This is a genomic window from Nesterenkonia xinjiangensis (assembly GCF_013410745.1).
GTDB classification, from domain to species: Bacteria; Actinomycetota; Actinomycetes; order Actinomycetales; family Micrococcaceae; genus Nesterenkonia; species Nesterenkonia xinjiangensis.
Genome location: NZ_JACCFY010000001.1, coordinates 1,995,200 through 2,020,280, shown reverse-complemented (window position 1 = coordinate 2,020,280; position 25,081 = coordinate 1,995,200). Strand labels below are relative to the sequence as shown.

Annotated in this window: 18 protein-coding genes and 1 riboswitch; of the genes, 8 read left to right on the top strand and 10 right to left on the bottom strand. The window is 70.1% G+C overall.

Going from position 1 to position 25,081, the window contains the following annotated elements:
* Positions 1-5 precede the first annotated feature (5 nt).
* From HNR09_RS09205 to HNR09_RS09175, 7 genes are all read left to right on the top strand, one after another.
* Positions 6-611 carry a flavin reductase family protein gene (locus tag HNR09_RS09205; protein ID WP_179541760.1) on the top strand — a complete coding sequence of 202 codons (606 nt, stop codon included), beginning with the start codon at positions 6-8 and terminating at the stop codon, positions 609-611.
* Positions 612-722: 111 nt separating this feature from the next.
* Positions 723-842: riboswitch (SAM riboswitch) on the top strand.
* A gap of 10 nt (positions 843-852) precedes the next feature.
* Positions 853-1,725, top strand: a complete 873-nt coding sequence (locus HNR09_RS09200) for an ABC transporter ATP-binding protein (RefSeq protein WP_179541759.1) — start codon at positions 853-855, stop codon at positions 1,723-1,725.
* Positions 1,726-1,871: 146 nt separating this feature from the next.
* Positions 1,872-2,963 (top strand): aliphatic sulfonate ABC transporter substrate-binding protein, encoded by a 1,092-nt coding sequence (locus HNR09_RS09195; protein ID WP_179541758.1) that lies wholly within the window; start codon positions 1,872-1,874, stop codon positions 2,961-2,963.
* Entirely contained in the window at positions 2,963-3,874 is a 912-nt protein-coding gene (locus tag HNR09_RS09190; RefSeq protein WP_179541757.1) for an ABC transporter permease, read from the top strand. The genes HNR09_RS09195 and HNR09_RS09190 overlap by 1 nt, the downstream gene beginning before the upstream one ends.
* 83 nt (positions 3,875-3,957) lie before the next feature.
* Positions 3,958-6,063: an acetate--CoA ligase gene (gene acs, locus HNR09_RS09185; protein WP_246348773.1), complete on the top strand. Its 2,106-nt coding sequence runs from the start codon at positions 3,958-3,960 to the stop codon at positions 6,061-6,063.
* Entirely contained in the window at positions 6,060-7,433 is a 1,374-nt protein-coding gene (locus HNR09_RS09180; RefSeq protein ID WP_179541755.1) for an O-acetylhomoserine aminocarboxypropyltransferase/cysteine synthase family protein, read from the top strand. The genes acs and HNR09_RS09180 overlap by 4 nt, the downstream gene beginning before the upstream one ends.
* On the top strand, positions 7,433-7,978 hold the full coding sequence (locus tag HNR09_RS09175; RefSeq protein WP_179541754.1) for a CoA-binding protein: 546 nt from the start codon (positions 7,433-7,435) through the stop codon (positions 7,976-7,978). The genes HNR09_RS09180 and HNR09_RS09175 overlap by 1 nt, the downstream gene beginning before the upstream one ends.
* Positions 7,979-7,997: 19 nt before the next feature.
* Here the strand turns inward: HNR09_RS09175 and HNR09_RS09170 are convergent, their stop codons facing one another.
* The 10 genes from HNR09_RS09170 to HNR09_RS16495 form a co-directional block, all read right to left on the bottom strand.
* Positions 7,998-9,221 carry a hypothetical protein gene (locus HNR09_RS09170; protein ID WP_179541753.1) on the bottom strand — a complete coding sequence of 408 codons (1,224 nt, stop codon included), beginning with the start codon at positions 9,219-9,221 and terminating at the stop codon, positions 7,998-8,000.
* Entirely contained in the window at positions 9,218-10,699 is a 1,482-nt protein-coding gene (locus HNR09_RS09165; RefSeq protein ID WP_179541752.1) for a Wzz/FepE/Etk N-terminal domain-containing protein, read from the bottom strand. The genes HNR09_RS09170 and HNR09_RS09165 overlap by 4 nt, the downstream gene beginning before the upstream one ends.
* Positions 10,696-12,078 (bottom strand): HEPN domain-containing protein, encoded by a 1,383-nt coding sequence (locus HNR09_RS09160; protein ID WP_179541751.1) that lies wholly within the window; start codon positions 12,076-12,078, stop codon positions 10,696-10,698. Before HNR09_RS09160 ends, HNR09_RS09165 begins: the two co-directional genes overlap by 4 nt.
* 98 nt (positions 12,079-12,176) lie before the next feature.
* Positions 12,177-13,757, bottom strand: coding sequence for a sugar transferase (locus HNR09_RS09155; protein ID WP_179541750.1), 1,581 nt, complete (start codon positions 13,755-13,757; stop codon positions 12,177-12,179).
* On the bottom strand, positions 13,754-14,611 hold the full coding sequence (locus HNR09_RS09150) for an ATP-grasp fold amidoligase family protein (protein WP_179541749.1): 858 nt from the start codon (positions 14,609-14,611) through the stop codon (positions 13,754-13,756). The genes HNR09_RS09155 and HNR09_RS09150 overlap by 4 nt, the downstream gene beginning before the upstream one ends.
* Positions 14,608-15,966, bottom strand: a complete 1,359-nt coding sequence (locus HNR09_RS09145) for a lipopolysaccharide biosynthesis protein (RefSeq protein WP_179541748.1) — start codon at positions 15,964-15,966, stop codon at positions 14,608-14,610. The genes HNR09_RS09150 and HNR09_RS09145 overlap by 4 nt, the downstream gene beginning before the upstream one ends.
* On the bottom strand, positions 15,959-16,945 hold the full coding sequence (locus tag HNR09_RS09140; protein ID WP_179541747.1) for a glycosyltransferase family 2 protein: 987 nt from the start codon (positions 16,943-16,945) through the stop codon (positions 15,959-15,961). The genes HNR09_RS09145 and HNR09_RS09140 overlap by 8 nt, the downstream gene beginning before the upstream one ends.
* On the bottom strand, positions 16,942-17,661 hold the full coding sequence (locus HNR09_RS09135) for a WecB/TagA/CpsF family glycosyltransferase (protein ID WP_179541746.1): 720 nt from the start codon (positions 17,659-17,661) through the stop codon (positions 16,942-16,944). Before HNR09_RS09135 ends, HNR09_RS09140 begins: the two co-directional genes overlap by 4 nt.
* Before the next feature lie 379 nt (positions 17,662-18,040).
* Positions 18,041-20,503 (bottom strand): LuxR C-terminal-related transcriptional regulator, encoded by a 2,463-nt coding sequence (locus HNR09_RS15955; RefSeq protein WP_218881909.1) that lies wholly within the window; start codon positions 20,501-20,503, stop codon positions 18,041-18,043.
* Between the two features lie 50 nt (positions 20,504-20,553).
* Positions 20,554-22,896 carry a LuxR C-terminal-related transcriptional regulator gene (locus tag HNR09_RS16495; protein WP_179541745.1) on the bottom strand — a complete coding sequence of 781 codons (2,343 nt, stop codon included), beginning with the start codon at positions 22,894-22,896 and terminating at the stop codon, positions 20,554-20,556.
* A 756-nt stretch (positions 22,897-23,652) separates the two neighbouring features.
* On the opposite strand from HNR09_RS16495, the gene HNR09_RS09120 reads away from it, so the two are divergent.
* Positions 23,653-24,981 carry a HEPN domain-containing protein gene (locus HNR09_RS09120; protein WP_179541744.1) on the top strand — a complete coding sequence of 443 codons (1,329 nt, stop codon included), beginning with the start codon at positions 23,653-23,655 and terminating at the stop codon, positions 24,979-24,981.
* Positions 24,982-25,081: the final 100 nt, after the last annotated feature.

The window sequence follows — 25,081 nt, the reverse complement described above, 5'->3', positions numbered from 1 at the left end:
CAGCCATGAGCACAGCACTGGCCACCGACGAGAGCCGCCCGATCCCCGTGGAGGCCGCCGTGCACCACACCACCGCCGACGCCGTAGCCCGCCGCGTGCCCACCAGCCTGGTCGGCATCGATCCGCTGGAGCTTCGTGAGGCCTTCGGCCATTTCCCCCAGGGGGTGGTCGTGGTGGCCGCCGAGGTGGACGGACGCCCTGAGGGCCTCGTCGCCTCCACGTTCACCGTCGGGGTGTCCTTGGAGCCGCCGCTGGTGACCGTGGCGGTGCAGCACAGCTCGACCACCTGGCCGAAGCTGGCCGGTGCCGGCGCCGAGCTGGGGATCTCCCTCGTCGGCCACGGGCAGTCCGCCCTGTGTCGGAAGATCGCCTCCAAGGACCGGGAGAACCGCTTCGCCGGCCTCCGCGTGACCACCGGCGAGGGCGGTGCGGTCACCCTCGACGGCGCCCCGGTCACCTTCACCACCCGCATCCACGATCAGGTCCGCGCGGGTGATCACGACATCATCGTGCTCGAGCTGCTGGACCTCGCCGTAGAGGACCAGTCGCAGGCACTGGTGTTCCATCAGAGCGAGTTCAAGGCCCTCGGTCCGCTCGACGCCGACGCCTGAACCGCGGGCCGCGCCTCTGCGGCTCCCCTCCTCCGGCGACGTCTCAGTGATGTCTCATACTGTGACATCGCCGTTGCCCAGGCGGCGCGGTTGTGCGTAGGGTTGAAACTGCCACCATCCCGAGCGGCTGAGAGATCTGGCTCGACGACGCCGCAGCAACCTTCGGATGTGCCGATCGGCCGTTTGTGCCCGGCGCATCAGAAAAGGTGCTACCGCCAGGATCGATGGGAGAGATATTCCTATGGGTTCCTCTGCACCCACACTCGCAGCACGCGAGTCTGACCTGCACACCTCGGCACACTCCGGCGGCACCGCCGTGCTGGACCGCCCCGCCGCCGCGCCCACCCACTCGCTGGACGTGCAGCTGCGTGGAGTGGGACGCAGCTTCGACGGCCGCACCGTGCTGCGCGACGTCGACCTGCACATCTCCCCCGGTGAGGTGGTCGCCATCCTGGGCGCCTCCGGCTGCGGGAAGTCCACCCTGCTGCGCGCCGTGGGCGGTCTCGACGCCGGCTTCTCCGGCGAGGTCGTCATCGACGGCGCCGGGGTGCACACCTATGACGAGCGGACCGCCGTCGGCTTCCAGGAGCCGCGCCTGCTGCCGTGGCGCTCGGTGCATCGCAACGTCTCACTGGGTCTGCCCCGCACGGTGTCCAAGGCGGAGGGCCGGGCCCGGGTGGACGAGCTGCTCGAGCTCGTCGGCCTGGCCGACCGTGCCCAGCTGCGCCCCCGGGAGATCTCCGGAGGGATGGCCCAGCGCGCCTCGTTGGCCCGGGCGCTGGCCCGCCGCCCCGGAGTGCTGCTGCTGGACGAGCCCTTCGGCGCCCTGGACGCGCTGACGCGCCTGAAGATGCAGGACCTGCTGCTCGACGTCCACGCCCAGACCGGCACCACGGTGCTGCTGGTGACCCACGACGTCGACGAGGCTCTGCAGCTCGCCGACCGCATCCTGCTGCTGGGCCCGGACCCCTCCGACGCCGCCCGCGAGGGGGCCACCGTCTCGCGGCTGCTCACCGTTCCGGGCAGCCGCCCGCGAGATCGCGCCTCCGCCGAGCTGGCCGCCCTGCGCGGCGAGCTGCTCACCGGCCTCGGCGTCGACGCCCACGCCCACTGACCTCTGCCCCGAGCTCCGGGAGCCTCCGGAGATGACCCACGCTCGGCCGCACCAGTCCGGCCCCAGCCGGGTGGACCCTGCCGGGTCTGCCAGCCGGGATGCGGACGGAGCGGCACCCGACACCGCACGAAAGGCCGCTTCATCACATGCCCAGTCTGACCAGCACCTCCCCCAGCCCTGCCCGCGCCACCATCGGCCGCACCTCCCGCGCTGCGGTCGCCGGCCTCGCCGTCACCCTGATGGCGGCCGGCTGCGTGGAGGGCGAGGGCTCCGGCGACGCCGCTGACGGCGAACTGGCGACCCTCAGCATCGACTTCGCCACCTACAACCCGCTCAGCCTGGTGATGATGGAGCACGGCTGGCTCGAGGAAGAGCTGGCCGATGCCGGCACCGAGGTCGAGTGGATCCAGTCCCACGGCTCCAACGACGCCAACGAGAAGCTGCGCGCCCAGGCCATCGACATCGGATCCACCGCCGGCTCTGCGGCGCTGCTGGCCCGGGCCAACGGCACCGAGATCCACACGATCCTCGTCGAGAACCAGCCCGAGTGGGCCGCGCTGGTCACCTCGCCGGACTCCGGGATCTCCTCGGTCGAGGATCTGGACGGCGCCTCCGTGGCCGCGACGCTGGGCACCGACCCCTACTTCTTCCTCGTCCAGTCCCTGAAGGAGGCCGGCCTGGAGATCAGCGACGTCGACGTCCAGAACCTCCAGCACGCCGACGGACGGTCCGCCCTGGGCAACGGGGACGTCGACGCCTGGGCCGGTCTGGACCCGATCATGGCCGGCGCAGAGGCCGACGGCGAGGAGCTCTTCTACCGGAACGTGGACTTCAACACCTACAGCGTCATCAACGCCACCGAGCCCTTCATCGAGGATCACCCTGAGGTCGCCCAGACCGTCGTGGATGTCTACGAGCAGGCTCGGCAGTGGGCGCTGGAGAACCCCGAGGAGACCGCGGAGATCCTCGCCGAGTACGGCAACATCGATCAGGAGGTGGCCGAGACGGTCATCCAGGAGCGCTCCAGCTTCGACGTCGACCCCGTCCCCGGCCAGGCCCAGCACGACGTGCTGGAAGAGGTCGGCCCCATCTTCCTGGACACCGGGGACGTCTCCACCCAGGAGAGCATCGACGAGGCGCTGGAGACCCTGTTCCACCCGGAGTTCGCAGAGAATCGTGACGCCACCGAGGCAGAGGGCGCCGAAGGCGAGGCGACCATCATCGAGGATGATGAGTGATGAGCCAGACCCTGCCCGATGATGCCCGGACTCGGACCGAGGCGGGCCGTTTCCAGGAGGAGGCGCCGGCCCAGGTCGTCGGTGAGCGCGGCTCCTCGGCGCCCCGTCCGGTCACCGGCCCGGTGAGCCCCCGTGCCGGGGTCCCGGCTCGCGTGCGCCGGATCCCGGGCGGCCGGTTCCTGCTGGGCGCGCTGGTGCCGATCGCTCTGCTGGGTCTCTGGTACGGCGTCGCCGCGGCCGGGGTGTTCTCCGCCGTGCAGCTGCCGGCCCCGCAGACGGTGCTCAGCGCCGGGGCGGAGCTCTTCGAGCGCGGCGAGCTCTACCAGCACATCGCGATCTCCGTGCAGCGTGTGCTGATCGGCTTCGGCATCGGCGCCGGCCTGGGCCTGGCGCTCGGCTCGGTGCTGGGGCTCTCCAAGGTCGCCGACACCCTGCTGCACCCCACCATCGGGGCGTTCCGCGCCGTGCCCTCGCTGGCGTGGGTGCCGCTGCTGATCCTGTGGATGGGCATCTACGAGGACTCGAAGGTCACGCTGATCGCGATCGGCGCCTTCTTCCCGGTCTTCACCGCCGTGCATTCCGCGCTGCGCCATGTGGACCCGCACCTGGTGGAAGCCGGCCGCGCGTTCGGCTACCACGGGCTGCGGCTGCTAGTCACCGTCCAGCTGCCTGCGGTGGTGCCCAGCGTGTTCTCCGGGCTCCGCCTCGCGCTGGCGCAGGCCTGGCTGTTCCTGGTGGCCGCCGAGCTCATCGCCTCCTCCATGGGGCTGGGCTTCCTGCTGACCGATTCGCAGAACAACGGACGCACGGACCGGCTCCTGCTGGCGATCATCCTCCTGGCGGTGCTGGGCAAGCTCACCGACGCCCTGCTGGGCGTGGTGGAGAGGAAGGCGCTGAAGACATGGGCGTGACACCGACCTCGCACATCGATCGGTCGATTCGACGGGATTCTGCCCCCACGGATGGCCCGAAATCCCGTCGAATCGACCACTCGATGCAGGAGGGGCCGCTGGCCACCGGGCCCATCGGTGCGGATGTGCACAGCTGGACCGACCCCGCCACAGAGGCCGAACGGCTGAGCTTCTGGTCCCGGGCCGCCTCCCTGCTGGACTGGGAGACTCCCTGGCACACCACGCATTCCTGGACGGATCCGGACCCGGTCACCCGCCGCGGCCCGGACATCCGCTGGTTCGACGGCGGCACGCTCAACGCCGCCGTGAACTGTGTGGACCGACACGTCGACGCCAAGCGCGGAGATGTCGTCGCCCTCCATTTCGAGGGCGAGCCGGGGGACCGGGAAGACGTCACCTACGCCCAGCTCCAGCAGAAAGTGAACCAGGCGGCGAACGCGCTGACCACCCTCGGGGTAGGCCGCGGGGACCGAGTGGTGATCTACCTTCCGGTGCTGGTGGAGACCGTGGTCATCACCCTGGCCTGTGCCCGCATCGGGGCCGTCCACTCACTGGTCTTCGGCGGGTTCTCCGCCGAGGCGCTGCGCTTCCGGGTGGAGGACACCGGGGCCAAGCTGCTGGTCACCACCGATGGCCAGTTCCGCCGGGGGAAGGCCGTTCCGGTGAAGCAGCAGGCCGATGCGGCCGTGTCCGGACTGTCTGCGGCAGAGGGCGGCAGCCTCGCCCATGTGCTGGTGATCCGCCGCACCGGCTCGGAGATCACCTGGACGGACGAGGACCTCGCCGGTGACGGGATCGGCCGGGACGTGTGGTGGCACGAGGTCGTCGAGACGGCCTCCACCGCGCACACCCCCGAGTTCTTCGAGGCCGAGCAGGACCTGTTCATCATGTACACCTCCGGCACCACGGGGAAGCCCAAGGGCCTGGTGCACACCACCGGCGGGTACCTCACCGGGGCGCTGTTCACTTACCTGCGGCTCTTCGCCCACCCTGATCCGGCCCGCCGGGCGCAGGACGTCCACTGGTGCACCGCCGACCTGGCCTGGGTCACCGCGCACACCTATGAGATCTATGGGCCGCTGGCCGCCGGCGCCACCCAGGTGATCTTCGAGGGCACTCCGAACACCCCGCATCCGGGCCGGCACTTCGAGATCATCCAGCGTCACCGGGTCACCACCTACTACACCGCGCCCACCCTGGTGCGCTCCCTGATGGGCTGGTTCCCCGAGGGCGTGCCGGAGGAGTACGACCTCTCCTCGCTGCGCCTGCTGGGCACCGTGGGCGAGGCCGTGAATCCGGAGGCCTGGACCTGGCTGCGCACCCAGCTCGGCCGCGACACCCTCGACGACGACGGCGCCCCGGCCGTCCCCATGGTGGACACCTGGTGGCAGTCGGAGTCCGGCTCCACGGTGCTCAGCCCCCGCCCGGAGGACAGCGGGCTCAAACCGGGCTGCGCGACCCGGGCGATGCCGGGAGTGTCGGTGGAAGTCGTCGACTCCGGGGGCCGTCCCGTCGCGCAGGACGTCCAGGGTGAGATCGTGCTGACCAGCACGGGCCCTTCCATGGCACGCACCGTATGGGGCGATCCGGAGCGGTACTACACCTCCTACTGGGAGAAGCACGCCGCTCGAGGCTGGTTCCTCGCCGGCGACGGCGCCAAGCGTGACGCCGACGGCGACATCTGGATCCTGGGCCGCATCGATGACGTCATCAACATCTCCGGACACCGGCTCTCCACCATCGAGATCGAGTCCGCCCTGGTGGCCCACCCGGAGGTGGTGGAGGCGGGAGTGTGCCCCGTGCCCGACGCGACCACCGGGCACGCCGCCGTCGCGTTCACGGTGCTCACCGGCCCCGCCCGTGCGCGGCTCACCGGGGAGGACGGCGTGGTGGACGCTGCGGCTGAACGCGCGCTCCTGACCGCGCTGCGCTCCCACGTGGGAGAGGTGATCGGCCCTGTGGCGAAACCGCGCGCGGTGATCCCGGTGCCGGAGGTGCCGAAGACCCGCTCCGGGAAGATCATGCGCCGGCTGCTGACCCAGCTGCATGAGGGCGATGCCCTCGGCGACACCACCAGCCTGCAGAACGAACACTGTGTGCCGCAGATCGCGCAGATCTGCCGGGACCGCGAGACCGCGGCTCCCCTGAACCATCCATCAACCCACCCCTCGACCCAGGAGCTTCCATGAGCGATCGACAGTTCGGGTTCCGCACCCGGGCCCTGCATGCCGGGGCCGTGCCGGATGCCGTCTACGGCAGCCGGGCGGTGCCGATCCACCAGTCCACCTCCTTCGTCTTCAAGGACACCGACGACGCAGCCAACCTCTTCGCGCTGCAGAAGTTCGGCAACATCTACTCCCGCATCGGCAACCCCACGGTGGCCGCCCTGGAGGAGCGCCTGGCCTCCTTGGAGGGCGGCATCGGGGCGGTGGCGACCGCCTCGGGGATGAGTGCGGAGTTTCTGGTCTTCGCGGCGCTGTGCGGCCAGGGCGACCACATCGTGGCCTCCTCGAAGCTCTACGGCGGCACGGTCACCCAGCTGGACGTCTCGCTGCGCCGCTTCGGCATCGAGACGACCTTCGTGGACTCGGACGAGGCGGAGGACTTCAAGGCCGCTCTGCAGGACAACACCAAGCTGATCTTCACCGAGGTCGTGGCCAACCCCAGCAGCGACGTCGTCGACCTGCCCGGCCTGGCCGGGGTGGCTCACGAGCACGGGGTCCCGCTGGTGGTGGACTCCACGCTGACCACCCCCTACCTGCTGCGCCCGATCGAGCACGGTGCGGACATCGTCACGCACTCGGTGACGAAGTTCCTCGGCGGACACGGCACCACCCTGGGCGGGGTCGTCGTGGAGTCGGGCACCTTCCCCTGGAACAACGGGAAGTTCCCGCAGATGACCGAGCCCGTGGAGTCCTACGGCGGGCTGTCCTGGTGGGGAAACTTCGCCGAGTACGGCTTCCTCACCAAGCTCCGCGCCGAGCAGCTGCGGGACTTCGGGCCCTCCCTGACCCCGCAGGCGGCGTTCCAGCTGATCCAGGGTGTGGAGACCCTTCCGCAGCGCATGGAGGAGCACACCGCCAACGCGCAGAAGGTCGCCGAGTGGCTCGAGGCCGATGAGCGCGTGGAGTACGTCAACTACTCCGGGCTGGTGTCCCACCCGCACCACGAGCGGGCCAAGGACCTGCTGCCGCTGGGCACCGCCTCGGTGTTCAGCTTCGGGGTGAAGGGCGGCCGCGAGGCCGGCGCCCGGTTCATCGAGGAGCTGCAGCTGGCCAGCCACCTGGCCAATGTGGGTGACGCCCGCACGTTGGTGCTGCACCCGGCCTCCACCACGCACCAGCAGCTCACCGAGGCTCAGCTGACCGCCGCCGGGATCCCGCAGGACCTGATCCGGATCTCGGTGGGCCTGGAGGACGTGGAGGACATCATCTGGGATCTGGACCAGGCGCTGGACCGTGCCCTGGCCGCCCAGCAGGACACCGAGCAGGAGACCCCGGCCCCCGTCAGCGCGGGAGCCGGTGCCGGCGGTGCGGCACACGACGGAGGCGAGGCCTGATGACCACCACCCCTGAGACACGCACGAACACGGCGACCACCGCCGGTGAGGAGCACCCGCACGGGCTGTGGGAGGAGCCGGGCGCGGCACGGCGCCTGCAGCTGCTGCGCGCTGCGAAGTCCGTGGCGATCGTGGGCATGAGCGACAAGCCCGCCCGGGCCAGCTACTTCGTGGCCACCTACCTGACCTCGGACTCGTCCTACCAGCTGTACTACGTGAACCCCCGGATCACCGAGGTGCTGGGTGAGCCCGGCTACGCCTCGCTGCAGGATCTGCCGGAGGCTCCGGACATCGTGGTAGCCTTCCGCAAGCCGGCGGACCTGCCCACCCTGGCCGAGGAGGCCGCCGCCGTGGGCGCCCAGACGCTGTGGGTGCAGCTGGGCATCCACTCCGCGGAGGCCATGCAGCGCGCCACGGACCTGGGGATCAACGCCGTGCAGGACCGGTGCATCAAGATCGAGCATGGCCGCTTCCACGGCAACCTGCACCTGGGCGGCTTCGACACCGGAGTGATCAGCGCCAAGCGTCAGCAGTTGGACGGCTGAGCACCGAGACGCCACACGCTCAGAACAGCCGACGGCGGGGGCCCGCCTCAGCACCGGAGACGCGGATCCGCGCGCCCGGGAGCCGGGAACGGGTCCCCGCCGTCGTCGTGTCTGCGGGTCTCGTCGCCGTGAGGATCGCCAGGAGGAACGGCAGCGCGACGTAGGGATTGTTGAAGCCGCTGACCGAGAGGCTGTTGGTGAGGGCGATCGCCATCAGGGTGAGCGTGAGCAGGGCTGAGACGCCGGCGCGGCGCAGGAAGATCCAGGGCAGGACCAGGACCAGGACGGCTCCGAGGATCCCTGCGTCGAACATCAGCCGCAGGACGAAGGCATGCAGGATCACGGAGTAGCACGTGCCGTCCCCCTGGGCCGAGAACAGCACGTCGTAGTACGCCAGCTCCTCACAGGTCGCCGGGTTGAGCGGAGTGAGCGGAGGCGTCCCCACCAGCCAGTTCAGCGGCCCCCAGTGCTGCGTCTCCCGGAGGAAGAAGTCGAGGAACCGGACTCTGTCGATCACCTCGGACTCGTCGGCGCGCTCCTGGAAGATCACCAGCGGGATCACCGCGACCACCGCAGGCACGGCCACGGACGCCAGGCGCAGGAAGACGTCCCTGGTCTCGGTGCTCAGCATCGCGTACAGCACGCACAGCACGTAGGCCACCGCCCCACTGCGCGATCCGGAGAGCACCGTGAGCGCCCCCAGCAGCAGGAGCAGCCACAGGCGCGAGCGGGGTGATCCGCGGTGGACGACGGCGGTCAGCCCGCTGAAGAGGGCCAGCTCGAAGTTGTTCTCCAGGAAGAGGCCGGGACGCTCGCCCGAGCCGTACATCACCCACGTCACGGCCGCCTTCGCCGTCGCCAGGGAGATGAGCCACCAGGTCAGCGTCGTCAGTCCGCCGGGACGTGTCCACCTCTGCCCGACCGCGACGGCCAGGGCCACCAGATACAGCAGCCAGCGGTAGGCCTGGAAGAAGTCCTCCCAGGCGGCGCCGGTGGCCCAGACCCCCATGATCCGTGTGTACGTGTAGATCGCCAGGATGCTGAGCGGCAGCAGCGTGGCGAGACGGCCGCGCCGGACCACGGCGACGATGAAGACGATGATCCACAGGTCCAGGAGCATCGTCATCGGAAGCGGGGAGAACTCCCCCACGAAGAGGACGCTGACGGCCGCGCAGAGGATCAGCCCCCAGTGCAGGGACCGCTGCAAACCCGCCGGCAGGGCACCCTCCCGCCGGATCGTCATGTGCGCCGCCGGCGCGACCGGGCCCTCCGGCCGAGCCGCCTCGCGGCCCGGCTGGACGGCGGACGGGATCCCACCACGATGGTCCCGGCGAGGGAGCGGGTCAGCCCCTCGAGCAGGTCCAGGGCGCCGGACAGGTCGTCCATCAGTGTGTGCCCGGCGCGGACCACGAGCCAGGTGGCGTCGGCGTCGCCGGCCAGCCCGAGCCCTCGGGCGTCGGCGGTCACCGGTGCCGCACTCAGGATCACCAGGTCGCAGGCGGCGCGGGCGCGGTCCAGCGTCTCCCGGGTGTGCAGGAGGTCGTCCTCCAGCGTCCCGATCGGATGGTCCAGGCTCATCACGTCGATCCCGGCTGCGGCGTTCCGCCGCCGTCCCTGCGACATCGGCGCCCGGCCGTTCACCGCGACCTCAGCGGCCCGCGAGAAGCCGGACCCTGCCCAGGCGTTGCCCCCGGAGGCCTCGATCAGCAGGACGCGGAAGCCGTCTTCGGCCGCCGAGCGAGCCAGCCGCTCCGCCACCTCGGCCGAGAGCACCTCCGGATCCACCGAGGCCACCAACGTCACCGGCGCGGGCCCGTCGGCGCCTCTGCCTCCGGACCGGGCACGCAGCGCCTGCATCGGGGCGAGGATCCGCCTGACGGCGGGCGTCAAGGTGTCGCCGTCGTCGGCCCCCAGGTCCATCTCGAGCACCGGAAGCGACGAGGCGACCTGCACGTCGTGGCGGTCCCGCACTCGTCGATTGAGACTCTCCCGCAGGGCGGCGACACCGAGCCCCAACGCGGCCCCGCCTCCCAGCGCTCCCCCGAACACCATCAGCGGTTGCGGTGAGGTGGGGACCTCCGGGATCACGGCCGGCTGCATGATGCTGACCGAGATCAGGTCCTGGGGTGCACCCTGCATCTCCTCGAGATCGCCGATGAACTCCACGAGGCTGTCCGTCAGGGCCTCGGTCCGCGCGGCCGAGACCTCCGGTGTGGAGGCCCGCACCGAGACCTCCAACAGAGTGGTCCCCTCGACCACGGAGGCGTCGACGGAGTCCGCGAAGTCAGCCAGGGGCTCCTCGGCTCCCACCTGCTGCATGACCGGCTCCAGGACGACGGCGGTGCCCACCAGATCCGCGTAGCTGGCCACGATCTGCTCGGAGACCGAGCGTCCCAGCTGCAGCTGTGAGAGGTCGTCTCCGGTGGCGGTGGTCACGTAGATCCGGGCCGTGGAGGTGTACTCACGCGGTGCCAGGACGAAGAACGTGACGCCGACCAGCAGCCCCAGGATGAAGAGCGCGCAGGCGGATCTCCAGTATCGGCGCACCACGCGCAGCATGTCCCACACCGTCATCTGCGATTCCTCCTGCCGGGCGTGCCGGATCGTCGGGTCTGGGGATTCGCCGGTCCCAGGGGCATGACGGCCGCCGAGTGCGAAGATCTCGTCTCTGGAGCCATGGTGCGGATCCGCATATGCCGGGGATGTGCTCGCGATGCTCATGATGATCTCCTCGCTGGCCTCTGGGGCCGGGTTCCGACGTCACGAGGGGTCGGGGTCTTCCCCCCGCGTGCTGGTGGCGGTCCCTGAGCGGGGTCGCCCCGGCGTCGCTCAGGCGTGCCACGAGGTGTAGGCATGTCGTCACGCAGCGCCAGGTGGCCGGGCAGTCGCTGCCGGCCCTCCGCTGCAGGGATGCCCAGCTCGCGCAGCAGCGCCAGGACCACGACGCCGGCGGTCAGCTTCGCCATATGACGCAGCTCGGCCTGGGACCCGGAGTCCACCCGCCCGCTGTGCGTGAAGGTGCTCCGCAGCCTGGCCGCCTGCTCCGCCCATGCGGCGGCGGTCACCTGGTGCGGCATGACCTCGTGGAAGCTGACACGGTCGGCAAGGTGCTCCAGCTTCCGCCGCAGGGTCGAGTCCTTGATCTCCCGGCGCCGCAGGCCGGAGGAGGTGGCGTAGAGCGCCTCCGCAGAGCCGAGCAGGACCAGCAGCGCAGCCTCCTGGAACTCCTCGGGGAGCGCCCTGGCGGCCACCAGCATCGTCAACGAGGTGCGGTGTCGGGTGCGCAGGACGCGCCAGGCCTCCAGCAGCTTCGCGAAGGGCCGCTGCTCGCCGGTGAACAGCGGTCCCCCGACGCGCGGGCGTGCCCGCTCTCCCGCACCGAGATGCGTCCCCGGTGCGGAGCAGGTCACCCGGTAGTCGTCGAGGAGGCGACTGTCGTCGCCGTGGACCCTTGCCTCGAAGGTGAGCGCGGGGGACGTCTCGAGCCAGGCGAAGGCCAGCAGATCAGTGACGGTTCTCAGCTGCTCGAGGATCTCCGGCACCGAGGCCGCTCGGCTCGGCAGGATATGCACTCGCATCACCGTCTCGGACTCCTCCACTCGCTCCACGAGGATCCGCGAGCGTCCTGCGTCCGAGGCTTGACCGGTGCCCGCCGGGGGTGCGGAGTCGGATGCGTCCCCGCCCAGCGGGAGCGAGCCGGTCCAGGGCCCGGCACCCACCAGGATCTGCCCCACCTGGAGGCTGTCGAGACGCATCTCGGCCTCCTGCAGACGGCGATCCTCGGAACCCATGAGATGCGCCCCGATCAGGAGCACCTCGAGCTCGACGTACAGGGTGCCGGTCTCCGCCATGACCTCACGCGTCCAGGCCGTGGCGGCGCGGCCGTCGAGGAGGCCGTGGAGCACCGCCGGCGGGCGGCGCAGGGCGGCGATCATCGCCTGCGCGTTCTCCGGTGCGGACGCCTCCAGGGTCAGTCGAAGGGCCGCGGGGGGCGCTTCCTCACCGAGCAGCGCACCGGTGACCGTGCCGGACAACGCCGACCCTGGTGCTCCTGCGGGCCACCAGCAGCCGGCGGCCTCGCGGGATGAGTGTGGTGTCATGGGGTTCCCCTGATCGTCGTCACGTGGGTGGCCGGCCTGTCGGTCGGCGACTCTGAGCGTCGGTTCACCGGCGCGGGTCCTGTGGTCCCTGCCGAGGCTCAGTAGGCACCCGCCCCCCGCAGGACCGCACGGAGGGTCCGCAGCACGATGCCGACGTCCCCGGCCAGCGACCAGTTCTCCACGTAGTAGAGGTCCAGGCGGACCGAATCCTCCCAGCTGAGGTCCGAGCGGCCGCCGACCTGCCAGAGCCCGGTGATCCCGGGTTTGACCAGCAGGCGCCGTTGGGAGTTCTCGTCATAGGCCTCGACCTCGCTGACCAGCGGCGGCCGCGGCCCGACCACGGACATGTCTCCGCGCAGCACGTTGAGGAACTGTGGCAGCTCGTCGATGCTGTATCTGCGGATGACTGTCCCTACCCGGGTCACCCGAGGATCGCGACGCATCTTGAACATCACCGCGTTGCCCTCGGAGGTGCTCAGCAGCTCCTCACGACGCGCCTCCGCGTCGACCACCATCGACCGGAACTTCAGCATCTGGAACGACGAGTGACGCAGGCCCACGCGGGTCTGGGAGAAGAACACCGGCCCCGGCGAGTCGAGCCTGACGGCCACTGCCGCGGCCACCAGCACGGGAGCGATGGCCAGCAGGGCCGTCAGGGCGAAGACGATGTCGAAGGCCCTCTTCAGCGCCGCGGCGCCGCCGCTGAGCCGCGGGGAGTCCACGTGCATCAGCGGCATGCCGTCCACGCTGCGCGTATGCAGCCTGCCCTGGCTGATCTCGCTCAGGGAGGGTGCGACGACGAGGTCGACGTCGAGCGCGGCCAGCGCCCATCCGAGTTCGCGCAGCGCGCGGGGCGTGAGCTGGTCGGCGCTGGTGAGGATCACGGTGTCGACGGCGTCGCGGGTGATCGCGTCCCGTGCGTGCCGGATGATCTGCTCAGGATCCGCGGCCTCGGTCTCCGTGAGTCCTGCCAGGGTGGACGGGCCGGGAGAAGAGAGGGGCTGCCCGGCCTCGCGGACGAGCAGCTCCACCACCTGGTAGCCGCTGACCGGTCCGAGGCGGCGCAGGTGGTCGGCGATGTGCCGGGCTTTGCCGTCCTCCCCGATGACCAGTGCGCGGTGCAGCCCCACACCGGTGTCCCAGTGGCGGCGCAGGCGATGGCGCCAGACGAGCCTGCCGACGAACAGCAGGAGGGCTCCGGCTGGGACGGCCAGCAGCGCCCCGGCCCGCAGCGAGGCCTCATCGAGGATCAGACTGCCCACGGCGGTCATCCACATCACCGTGGCCGAGACCGCCGCGAGGCCGAGGAACTCCTGGGCCCCGGATCCGAGGATCCGGGCGTTCCGGGTGCGGCAGAGGGCCAGCAGGAGCATCCACAGGGCCAGCACACCGCCGGAGGCCAGCAGGCCCTGCGCGGTGGAGGTGAGGGCTCCGGCCAGGTGCAGGCCTCCCAGGACCAGGAGGATGATCAGGCCGTCGCTGACCGCGATGCGCCGGGCCAGACCCCGTCTCCAGCGCCGGAGTTCGCTCGTCCCGCCTGGCGTCGTCGTCCCGAGGCCTGCGGGCAGACCCTGGACCTGCAGCGGCGGGACCACCCGCCAGGCGGAGGGCGGGCGGAGGTCGACGCCCGGGTGGCTCAGGCTGCGGAGCTCGGAGGTGGGCAGCATCTCGAGGCTCATGAGATCCCCGCCTCCTGCCGACCCGTCCACCATCGACCCATCTCGAGGTCGAACTGCTCCGGTTCGAAGGGGTCCATGCCGCCCGAGGGATAGGGGGTGAGTTCACCGAACCAGGGGACGCCGTCGATCTCATAGAAGTCCACGCGCATGAACTCGAACCCGCGCGCCAGGGCCTCGGCGAGCTCCACCATCCGCTCCAAAGAAGCCGGTGCCGGGGACTCCGGCTCCTGGGAGACGCCGTTGAAGAGGTCCAGCACCTGCCAGTCCGGGGAGTAGAAGCGTTCCCGGTGGCCGGCGGTGAACCGGCCCGAAGAGCGGTGCAGCATCTTCACCTCACCGTGGAACACGTAGAACTTGTAGTCCACAAGATCCCTACCCCGGTCCTGGCTGATGTCGGGCTCGACGAGCAGGGAGTGGTCGGCCCAGCGATAGGCCCACTCCCCCAGTGCCGCCCGGTCATAGGTGCGCAGCCACCCGCGGGTGAGGCGCCGGAGCTGCGCCGGCGTCGTCTCCCGGTCCCCGAAGGCGACCATGCCGCTGGCATGGTTCGGCTTGATCACCCAGCGGTCCGGCAGCCCGGCCAGGTCGAGGTCGGCGAGGTCGTAGCCGCGCCAGAGGGTCTCGGGCACGCGCAGGTCCGGGCAGATCCGGAGGGCATGGGCCTTCATCCGGACCTTGTCACAGGTCCAGGCGATCTGCTGGCTCCGTTCCTGCAGCATCCTCCGGGTGAGGAGCTCGGTGAACCGGGGCGCGTCACGGAAGTCTCCCCAGCGGCCGAAGCGGCGGCGATACATCATGTGCCGCACGAGCGGATCAGGCACGGGTTCCAGGAGACGTCGCAGAGTGGTCCTCATCGGGGGGTGCTCCTCGTCAGGTCTTGAACGGTCGAGTGGTCAGCAGGAAGGTCAGAGATTCTCGGTGCGGACGGGCTGACCCGTCGAGCGGCCACCAGCATCCCGGGGATGACCTGCAGCACGACGATCACGGCGATCATCGCCACCGCGGGCGCCGTCGCACCGAGCCCGTGCTGGACCCCCAGGAGGGTCAGCGGCACCACGCACACCAGCGCCGAGCAGGACATCGCGGCCTGGCGGCGGTATCCGGGACGGTCGGTGAGCAGGTTGACCTGTGTCAGGTGCGCGGACTGCGCCACCAGCAGGACCGTCATCGCGATGGTCAGGGACCAGGAGGGCTGAAGCTCTCCGCCGCTGATCAGTCGAGAGACCGGGCGGGCCAGGCACAGATACCCGACGGCGGCGGCGCTCCCCAGGCCGATCAGCGCAGCATTGGCGCGCAGCCACAGGCTCCGGTCCAGCGAGACGGAGAATCGCGGCCAGAACACGATGGCGGCCATGTGCATCACCGAGTAGATGGGCATGTACAGCTGCAGGGCCAGCGCGTACTCGCTGAGCTGCTCGGCGGTGGCGGTGGCCGCCAGCACGATGCGGCCGTGCTGCTCCAGCAGGACCAATCCCACCGAGGCCAGCAGCACCGGCAGTCCACCGCGCAGGATGTGCGTCATCGAGGGGCCCGCCGTCGCGCGGCCGCCCCCGGCTGTCCGGCCTGCCGTGGGATAGTCCGCCGCCCGGCGGCAGAGCAGCAGGAAGATGACCATCCCCAATGGCAGTCCGAGGGCCAGCCACATGGGGCTCACCCCCGCCACGCCGGCGGCATAGACATAGACCAGGGTGATCGCGCCGGGGACGAGCCCCAGGAGGACCAGGAGATCAGCCCGGTCCTGACCGACGAGGACCCGTTCGGCCAGTCCGAGCGGCAGGGTGAGGAAGAACAGCACCAGCGAGATCGTCATGGCGACGTCGAGCTGACCGTGCAGCGCCTCCGGGGCGCTGAAGAGCCAGGACCAGAATCCGGCGTACCCCACCAGGACGGCGGCGAAGGTCCCGATCAGACCGACGATGCCCAGCAGCCGGCTGGTGCGGCGGATCAGCTCCGCCACCGCTCGATCCGCCTCCACCGAGGAGTCGGCCTGGGCCACTGCCCGGGAGACGGCGGCGCCGAGCCCCAGGTCCGCGAAGGGCAGCGCCATGCGCAGCTGGGCCACCAAAGTGATGAGCCCGAAGGCGGCCGCGCCGGCGAAGTGCATGGTGAGCCCGGCGCTGGTCAGCGTCAGCACGGCCGAGAGCGGCAGCACGGCGACGCGCAGCCCGGCGGTGCGGAGGAAGGCGTTCGCCCAGCTGCGCTCAGCCATGACGCGCTCGCCTCGTGACAGCCAGTCCGCTGAGCCCCACCAGCAAGGCTGCCGGGTGGGCTCCTGCGCGCAGACCGCTGAAGAGCTCGCCGAGACCACGGCTCACGTCGCCGGAGGCGAGCGCTCCGCGGGCCACCACGGAGGCGGTGAAGTCGGCGCGGGCGGCCGGTGGAACGTCGTCGGGAGTCAGGGATTCCAGCCAGTCCCGGCTCCCCAACCAGTTCGCACTGCGCGAGACGGAACCCGGGCTGCCCTGCTGGACACGCACCAGGATGTCCGGGACCGTGTCGATGTGGACTCCGGCGCTCTCGAGCCGGATCAGCCAGTCCCAGTCCTGGTGGCGGGTCAGCTCCTCGCGCCACGGCACGTCCAGCGCGGTCTCCCGCGCACAGAGCAGGGTCGAGGTCTGCAGGAAGTGCCGGCGCAGGCGCACGGTGGAGCGGTCAAGCACATAGGCGCCCACTCCGGGCGCGACACCGCCGAGCTCGTCCGTCTCGGATCGATAGGGGCGCTCCGGCACGGCCCGGGTGCCGGCTCCCACCAGGAGCGCCCGGCAGGAGACGGCCACGTCAGCGGGTACCGAGTCGGTGCCCGGGGCGCCGTTCTCGGACCTGCGAGCCGTCGTGGGCGCGCGACCCAGCGCGTGCTCGATCTGACGTTCGGACTTGTCGGCGACCCAGTCGTCATCATCATCCAGGAACGCCACCCACGGGGTCTCGGCGAACTGCACGCCGAGGTTGCGGGCGGCGCCGCCTCCTTGACGTCCCGCGGTGGAGACCAGTCGATAGTCGAGCCCGCGGAGCCGGGTCTGGACAGCGGAGAGCGCATCCGGATCATCGACGACGACCAGCGGCTCGGTCGGGATCGTCTGGTTCAGGGCCGAGCGGACCGCGGCACGCAAGCTCGGACGGCCGACGGTGGGGATCACGGCGGTGACCTGCGGTGTGGTGTGCGGGTGTCCGTTGCTGGGGGCGCTCATGCCGCACCTCGCAGGATCAGCCTGGCCAGCTGGAACGGCTCCACCAGGTAGCGACCGGCGAATCGTCGCGGGTCGGAGGCCAGCCGCCAGGCCCACTCCAGACCGGTTCTGCCGATCCAGCGGGGCGCCAGGGACTGTGTGCCGGAGAGCTGGTCGATCGCCCCGCCCACTGTGGCGATGACTGCCACGCTGGTGCAGGCACGCAGTGCTGCGGCGAGTCGCTCCTGCAGCGGCATGCCCATGCCGATCAGCAGCAGCTGCGGGCCGAATGCCCGGATCTGCGCCGCGACGGCGTCGAGGTCCTCAGGATTCCAGGGGTCGGCGGGGATGCCGAGCAGCTCGGTCTGCTCGGCCCTCTCTCCGAGCGTCTGCACCGCCTGTCTGTTGGAGGCCTCGGAGGCGCCGAACAGCACGATGCGACGGACGCTCGGCAGGTGCATCACCTGGGGGATCCAATCGGTGGATCCCAGGCGGTGCCGCGAACCCCACCGGGGGCGCCCGCCGCACAGGGCGGTGAGGTCAAGAGCGGAGAGCAGGGGCATGCCGTCGATGAGCCTGAGTTCGGCATCCTCGTAGAACCGGCGGAACTGCGCGTCGGTTCGCGTGAGGTAGACGGAATGCAGATTGTGACCTGCAATGGTCAGCCGGCGGCCCCCGCCGATCGCCGTGGCGACGCTGCTCAGCAGCTGGTCACGAGTCAACGGAGTGACGTTCACATCCAGCACCGGAACACGTGCGCTCTGCGTGAAGGCTCCGGAACGAGCCTGATCAGGGGGATTCCCACCCATCTCATCTTCCCTTCGGTCGTCGTCGATCGGCGACCGAAGCGACACTTCTCAACCTAGGGCCGGGCGGGAGAGGGCGGAATCCGCTCTTGCACCAGGGTCTGTAGCCGGGCCCTGCGTCTTGACCCGCGGGGTCGTCGACGCCGTGTGCGCCTTGCCCGAGGGTCAGGTCAGCAGAGGATCCCGAGGAGAACCATGCGGGCGGAGACTGCCCTGCGCACTCTCCGCATCACGGCAGGTCAGCACAATGCCCCGGAAGGTCAGAGGCATCACAGAGGCGGCCCGAGAGGGGCTCCGAGGAGCGAGCTGGCTAGTCCTTGGCTCCGAGGCGGAGGGAGAGAAGCTCCATCCGATTGTCGCAGCCGAAGCGGTGCAGCAGCGCGGAGATCGCGGCTTCGACAGTGCGCGGCGACAGGCTGAGCCCGCGGGCGATCCGGGAGATGGGGTGTCCAGCGCGCAGCCCTTCAAGGACGGCCCGCTCTCGGGCGTCGAGCTCGAGGTCGAAGGTCCTGCTGAGGACGCTCGGATCCTCACCCTCACGGCGCTGGGTGTCCAGCACCAGATTGATCAGCCGGATCCGCAGCGGACGCTCCAGCTGCGCCCGGCGGTCCCACAGGCGCGCGAGCACCGAGAGCCCGAACAGTCGTGAGTGTGTCACAAGGAGGTGTTCGGCGACGTCGAGCGTCCGTGCCACAGCGTCAGTGTTCTGGGCCTCGGCGAGCAGGGCGGTCAGCCGGGCTCGGCCCGGATCGTCCTTCCACGGGGACGCCATCACCCGTTGGGCGGCGGCAGGGGACCCGCGCAGCAGCGCCAGCAGCAGAAGCACCTGCGCCTGGACCGTCTCCCCCGCCTCCTCGGCCTCTGCGGCGAGGCCTTCCAGACGGGTTCTCAGCTCTTCGGGGGAATGCCCTGCGGCCAGGTCCCTCAGCCCTTCGCCGACCAGCCGGAGCCAGGGGAAGCCCTCAGCGGGTCCCAGCGCGCCCACAGGGCTCTCCTCTCGGGCGGGTGAGCGCCCCGGCATGCACCCGGCCGCGCCCACGGCCAGGGCCTGGCTGAACCAGTGCTGGCCGAAGCTGTCTCCGCGCGCATGGATCCGAGCCGCTGAGGACGCGTGCCGATGCGCCAGGTGCAGCCTGTCATCTTGCAGAGCCGCGACGGCGGCCAGCTGGTCCGCCACGCCGGCGAGCCCGGGGCTGCGCAGGCGCCGCTCGTTCGAGACATCCGTCTCGACCCGGAGCATGTCGATCCGCCATCCGGAGGTGGCGGAGATCAGCAGCAGCACCGCCACCGCGCACTCCTCCAGGTCCGGATACCCTCCTTCGCGACGCAAGGCGTCGATCAGCGTGGAGAGGACCTCCCGGCCGATGTCCGGCTGGTGTCTGAAGCCGAGCAGGACACCGGCCCAGAGCAGGCTGACCAGGGACTCCTCGCAGTTCACGACAGCACGCAGGTCGCGAAGCTCCCCGAGAAGCTCGTCAGTGGCGCCGGCGTCGTGGGCGAGGGCCCGGATCCTGTCCAGGACCGGTGTAGGAGACTCGTCGCCGGCACGTCGGCGCAGCTCGGCCGCCACGGCTCCAGCACGCTCCGGGTGGAAGATCCGGATCCGCTCGGCGACCAGGATCGCCTGGCGGATCTCTGCGGAATCTGCCGCAGAGGGCAGCCTGGCGAGCCGACGCAGGGCGGAGTCGACATCCCCGAGGGCGTGGTCGGCGCGAGCCGCCAGTACGAGCAGGGTGGCGGACGGGACCTCGGTCAGGTCCACGAGCTCTCGCACCGTCCGATACCAGGAGCCGGCGAGGCTCTGGCGCGCCAGCTTCTCAGCGGTGGCGTCGTCGATCGGGCCTGTGGCCCGGACCCGCCACCAGGTCAGTGCAGTCCAGGAGGCGATGCCCCCGGAGTCCGCCGGGATGTGGCGGCCCCGCTCGTACCACCAGCGCAGGTGGTCGGTCCACCGCATTCTGGTGACGATCATGGAGCGCACAGCTTCGGCACTGATCCTGATGTCGGCGAAGCCACGGGCAGCTTGGTCCTCGTAAGCCAGGATTCCCTGTGCCATGAGGCTCCGGAACGCCCGGTCTCCCGAGGCGGTCACGGCGTGGCGTTCGGGCAAGCGGCCGGTGACGGCGACCAGGGTGAGGAGCTCCATCTCCTCCTGATCGAGTCCCGTCAGCACGCCGTCCGCCACCTCGGCCAGCGCGCCGTGCAGCGCCTCCTCGTCCCCGTCCCACTCCCAGTACCCGGAGAACTCCCGGATGACGCCGACATCCTGGGCCAGCTCCAGCAGCCTGTCGGCCAGCACCGGGCGTCCGGCGGAGAGGCGCTGGAGTCGGCGCAGCACCATCAGGGACATCGGCCCGCCCAGTCTCCGGCGCGCCTGCGCTCCCAGGTCGCGGACGCTGAGGCTGCCCGGGATGACGCTGCGCAGCCGGCCGGCGGCCTCAAGGTCGGCCAGTCGCACCGGGAGGTCGTGGGAGGAGCGGACCATGACCAGCAGGCGGCGTCGGCCCTTCAGGAACAGCGCCAGTACGTCGTCCAGCACGTCGTCGGCGAGGAGCCCGGGCCAGAGCAGGACGACAAGGCCGTTCGCCGCCTCACCCGAGAGCCCGGAAGGGCCCACCTCCGGCGGCGCGGGCACGGTGCCGCCGATGCCGTCGATCACCGCCACCGGCCCGGCACGGTGGAGCTCCTCGAGCATGCCGTCCACTCCCCAGTAGCCAGGAAGGTGGAGGATCCAGGAGTCTCCCGAGGGGTCTTCGAGGAACCAACGAGACATGTCGGGAGGGAGTCTCAGACCCGTGGGCTTGATGTGGAGAGGCAGCTGAGTCATGGGCGGTCCAGGGACGTGGCGGTCAGGCGGGCTCGCAGTTCGGTACGTGACCTGATGTCCAGCTTGCGATAGGTGTTGCGGACGTGGCTCTGCACCGTGCGGATGGAGATCCGCAGGGAGTCTGCGATCTCGGCGAGCGAGAGGCCCTGAAAGACACGATCGGCGACCTCCTGCTCCCGGGCCGAGAGGAGGTCGCGCTGCCCTGCTGTCTTCGTGGTAACTTCCGCGGCTCTTCGCAGGTCACTGAGACGCCCCCCGATGCTGCGGCCAAGTCCGCTGCGAGGCCAGTGGATCTCCACCAGTTCGGCAGCCATGGCGAAGCGCGGAGCGTCTCCGGTGAGCCGAGCCGTCAACAGGTCGAGGATCTCGTCCTCCACGTCCAACGCGCGCGCTTGGGCCTCCAGCACCGCCAGCGTTGGGGCGTCAAGCTCGTGAATTCCGCGCAGGACTACGCACCGGATCACCAGTCTGCGCATCACCAGGCATGCGGGTGCAAGCTCCCGTGCGACGTCGACCTGGCTCACGTCACCGCGTGCGGCGAGACCCAGCACACGGCCCACCGCCGTGAGCATGTGGCCCCAGGAGGCTTCCGTGATGGAGCCGGACCGTCGGGGAATGTACTCGGTGGGGCCAAGAAGGTCCTCCGTCCGGCCACCCTCGACGGCGAAGTCGAGGGCCTCCAGCAAGGGCCGCCGCAGGAAGCCCTGGGGCAGTCCACCCTCGTACTGCGCCCAGAGGTCCTCCATACGGCGCCGCAGATCATCGGTGCCCTCCCCGGACATCATCGCGTGCAGCATCTCGAGCGCCTCAGTGGCGTTGACCCGCAGGAGCGATCTTCCCGGAGGCTCGCCCCGGACCCACCTCTCGGGAATGATGTCCTCCTGCGGCAGAGTCAGGAGTCGGGCAGCTGCCAGACAGGAGACCGCCCAGGAGGCACAGACGATCGGGACGTCATGGAAGGAGATCTCCGAGATCTTCGCGACTGTCGCAGGTGCGGACGGCGACTGCCCGGCGGCCTCAGAGAAAGCTTCCAGGACTTGCAGGAGCACGCGGCCCATGCCCGCCAGGTCGAGTGCTGACGTCGCGGGTGTCCGGCAGGGGCTGGTGGCCTCAGTGCTGGGAGGCAGCTGGTCAGACTCGTCGGGAGCCTCGCTGCCCATGTCCTCGCAGAGTGACAGGTGGATCTGCCGGAGCGCCTCGATGAGGTCCTGGACCTCCGGCGCCTGGCCGGCCATGGCGGAGAGGTTCGAGAGACTCTGCGCCCCCGCTCTTGTGTCCTCGAGCACAGTGGCGTGGATGAGGGCGATGAGTGCGGCAGCGGTCAGGTCACCGGCGGCTGCGATCGGTACGAGCTGACGCAGTGCCCGGCGAGGGGCGCCAGCCACCAGGTCACAGCAGGCCTCGAGGGTCCCCCGTGAGGCGTCCTGGGTCGGCAGGGCCTCCGCGACGAACCGCGCCTGTGCCAGCAGGCCCCGTTCGAGCAGCGCCCAGCCGGTGCGGCGTGCCGCCTCGCTGGTGATCTCTGCACCGACGGAGCGTGTATGGAGAACACCCTCCGGGGTCGAGGGTGGGTCAGAGACCGGCTCGCGGGCCATGATGAGTGCCTGTCGGTGAGTCTCTCGGCGAACCGAGACCCCTTCCGGCCTGATCATGAGCAGTCCGGACTCTTCCAACGAAAAGAGGGTTCGATGCGGCTGGAACACCGACATCGCCTCGTCCAGTGGCATCTCGCCGCGCAGGGCCACGGCCCGCAGGGCATCGAGGGCGATACCCCCGATTCTGGTGCGCAGGCGATCGAGGCTGGCCTGAGCCTCCAGGTGATCCATCCATGACGGAGATCCCAGCACCACGCTGCGCGCGTCCACCGAGCCGATCCATCCTTCGGCGAGTCCTCTGCGGGCCAGGCGCATGAGACTCTCTGGGGCTCCGTCAGAGCATGTGTGGAGATACCGGGTCAGAGCCGCCGTCGGAGGCTCCTCGAGCTGCTGAGCCAGACGGTCTTGAGTCTCTTCCAGGCTCAGCGGGGCCAACTCCAGGTGGAGGCCGCGCGGACTGTTCAGCACCCTGGCGAACCGCAGGGCGAGGTGCGACGATGCCATGCTGGACAGCAGGACGACGATCCGCTGGCTGCGGACCAGCTCGTCGATGACGGCCAGCGATTCGTCGTCGAGCAGGTCCGCGTGGGCGAAGACGAAGATGCGCTCGAGGTCGGGATCGGCCGCCGGGTCCGACAGCAGCGACGTGGCCGCCTCATGAGCAGGTCCGCTGAAATTGTCCAGCACCTCGAGCCGACGCGTCAGTGGGGCGCCCTGGATCTCCTGCGAGGGGACGAGCTCCACAGCGGCCCATCCCCGGGGCGCGCTGTGAGGGATCAGTCCAGTTCGTTCAGAGCCGTATGGTCCCGAGATCAGGACCACGGGTGCCACGGCGTCGGCGATGTGCCGACTCAGAGCGGCGCGGGCGAGCGCGAAGGACGCTCCTCGAGGGAGACAAGGGGCCCTCTCGAGGCCGAACGGGTGAGTCTCGAGCATCATTCGTCCTTGATCGCTGGTTCCCCGCTACGGCTGCAGCCGGAAGGACATCCGCTCTGGTTCGGATGCCCCGGCCTGGAACGCGAAGAACAGGCCACCCATGTCAGGAGCAGGACAACTCGATTAACCGCAACAGTTGGTTCCCGAAACGAAATGAATTACCATGAACTATGCCAAGACTACATCAAAATTTAAACCAATAGAAAATGTTTGTGGAATTCCCCCTGTCTCTGTGCAAGCGCTCTGACCGCCCCCTGGATCGGAGGACATCGGCGCAAGCCGGCATCCGCAGTGATCTGCTCAGGCAGGCAGAGTGCCCACCCGCTTTGGCCGAGCCCCAGGTCAGAAGAATGTGACTGACGAGTTTCGACCCCGGCCGCCGAGTGGTGCTTCAATGAGTGCATTATGACGGTCGCCCCGTCGTGCGGCTACGCGCGTAAGCTGAAGTCTGGCACGCAGTCGTGACAAGGCTGGGGCGACACCCCCGACCCTGCCCGCAACCCCGCCTGCGAGGTTCACTCTGCGGGACTGCGACATACCCTTCCGCTCTGAGGAATCCCTACTGTGACCCTGCACCATCGACTCTCGGGCACCTGGTGGCCCGCGGCCGCCGCGACTGACCGTCGCGGCGGCATTCTGACCTTCAGCATCTCCACCGGCGGCCGGCTCATACTGGGGGAACCGTCGGCGAGCTCCACACGCGCGCTCGCAGCCTCCGGCGCTCCGACCGCCGATGACGCCGTCTGCCACGGGGAGACGGGCTCATCCGCCGGGCAGATCCCGGGCGAACCGATCACGCTGCTGGGCGTCACAGGACTCGAGTTCGCCGACCCCGAGAACCCCGAGAACAAGGCCTCCGCAGAGGATCTGGTGGCAGATGTGGTGCTGCGCGGCGCACGAGTGGACTCGGCCGACGAGCACTGCTTCCAGGAGGCCGTCGCCGAGATTCCGGAACTCGCCTCATGGATGACTCCCGCCGGCTCGGCGACGACGCACGACCTCGACGCAGGGCCGATCGATCCCGTGCGGATCGCTGTGCCCTGCCTGACCACACACGCCCGCGATGCCCACTCCCTGCACTTCACCGTGGAGCGCGCCGCCGCAGGCCCTTCAGCAGCCGAAAGCCCCGGCCAGGGCCCGCTCGGTCCGGAGGCGCAGGACCGGCCGGCTCCGCTGTCGATGCGGCTCAGTGCTGAGGGCCCAGGCCTGTCCGTCGACGAGGTCCGCCAGCACTTCCACACCGTGCAGGACCTGATCACCTTGGCCACCCTGGCGCCCCCCGCTCCCCTATGGGCGCAGCTCCGCACAGACCAGGATTCCCCTGACGCCGCGCTGTTCTGGCGGCAGGGCCTGGCCCACGCCGGGCCGCCCGCCGGCGGCGGCACCCTGGTGTTCTCCTCTGCTGACGCCCCCTTCGAGACCCTGCTGCCCCGGTGGTATGCCCTCCGGCTCCAGCATCGGGTCGCCGTGGATCTCTTCATGGGCGCGCTGCGCTCACCGCACCGCTTCGCGGAGATGAACCTCCTGGTGCTCGTCGCCTCGGCCGAGGCCCTGTTCGCCACCACTGACGGCCGTTCCAAGCGCCAGCGCAAGGACGCCACACTGCGGATCAAGCTCGCCGCCATGGCGGAGCGGGTCTCCTTGGACGAGACGATCACCGTCAACCTGCCGGCACAAGAGTGGGCGGACCGGGCCGCGCGGGTCAGGAACTCCTTCACCCACACCGGGGAGGCCTCCGGGTACTCAGCGGCCCAGCTGCAGGAACTGGTCGGCATCACCGCCGCAGTGGTGGTGCTGAACCTGCTGCGTGACCTGGGCGTGCCCTCCAGTGCGTGGGCACGTGGCCTCGCACGGAACCCCCTGCTTCGGCGGCTCGCACCCGCCCTGGACTAAGCCACCGGTCACGACCCCTTGCCGGGACTCGGTTACGCGCATTACATTCAGGGAGACTCTCCTCGGAGCGCCATGGGCTTCCGGGCCGCATACGCACGCA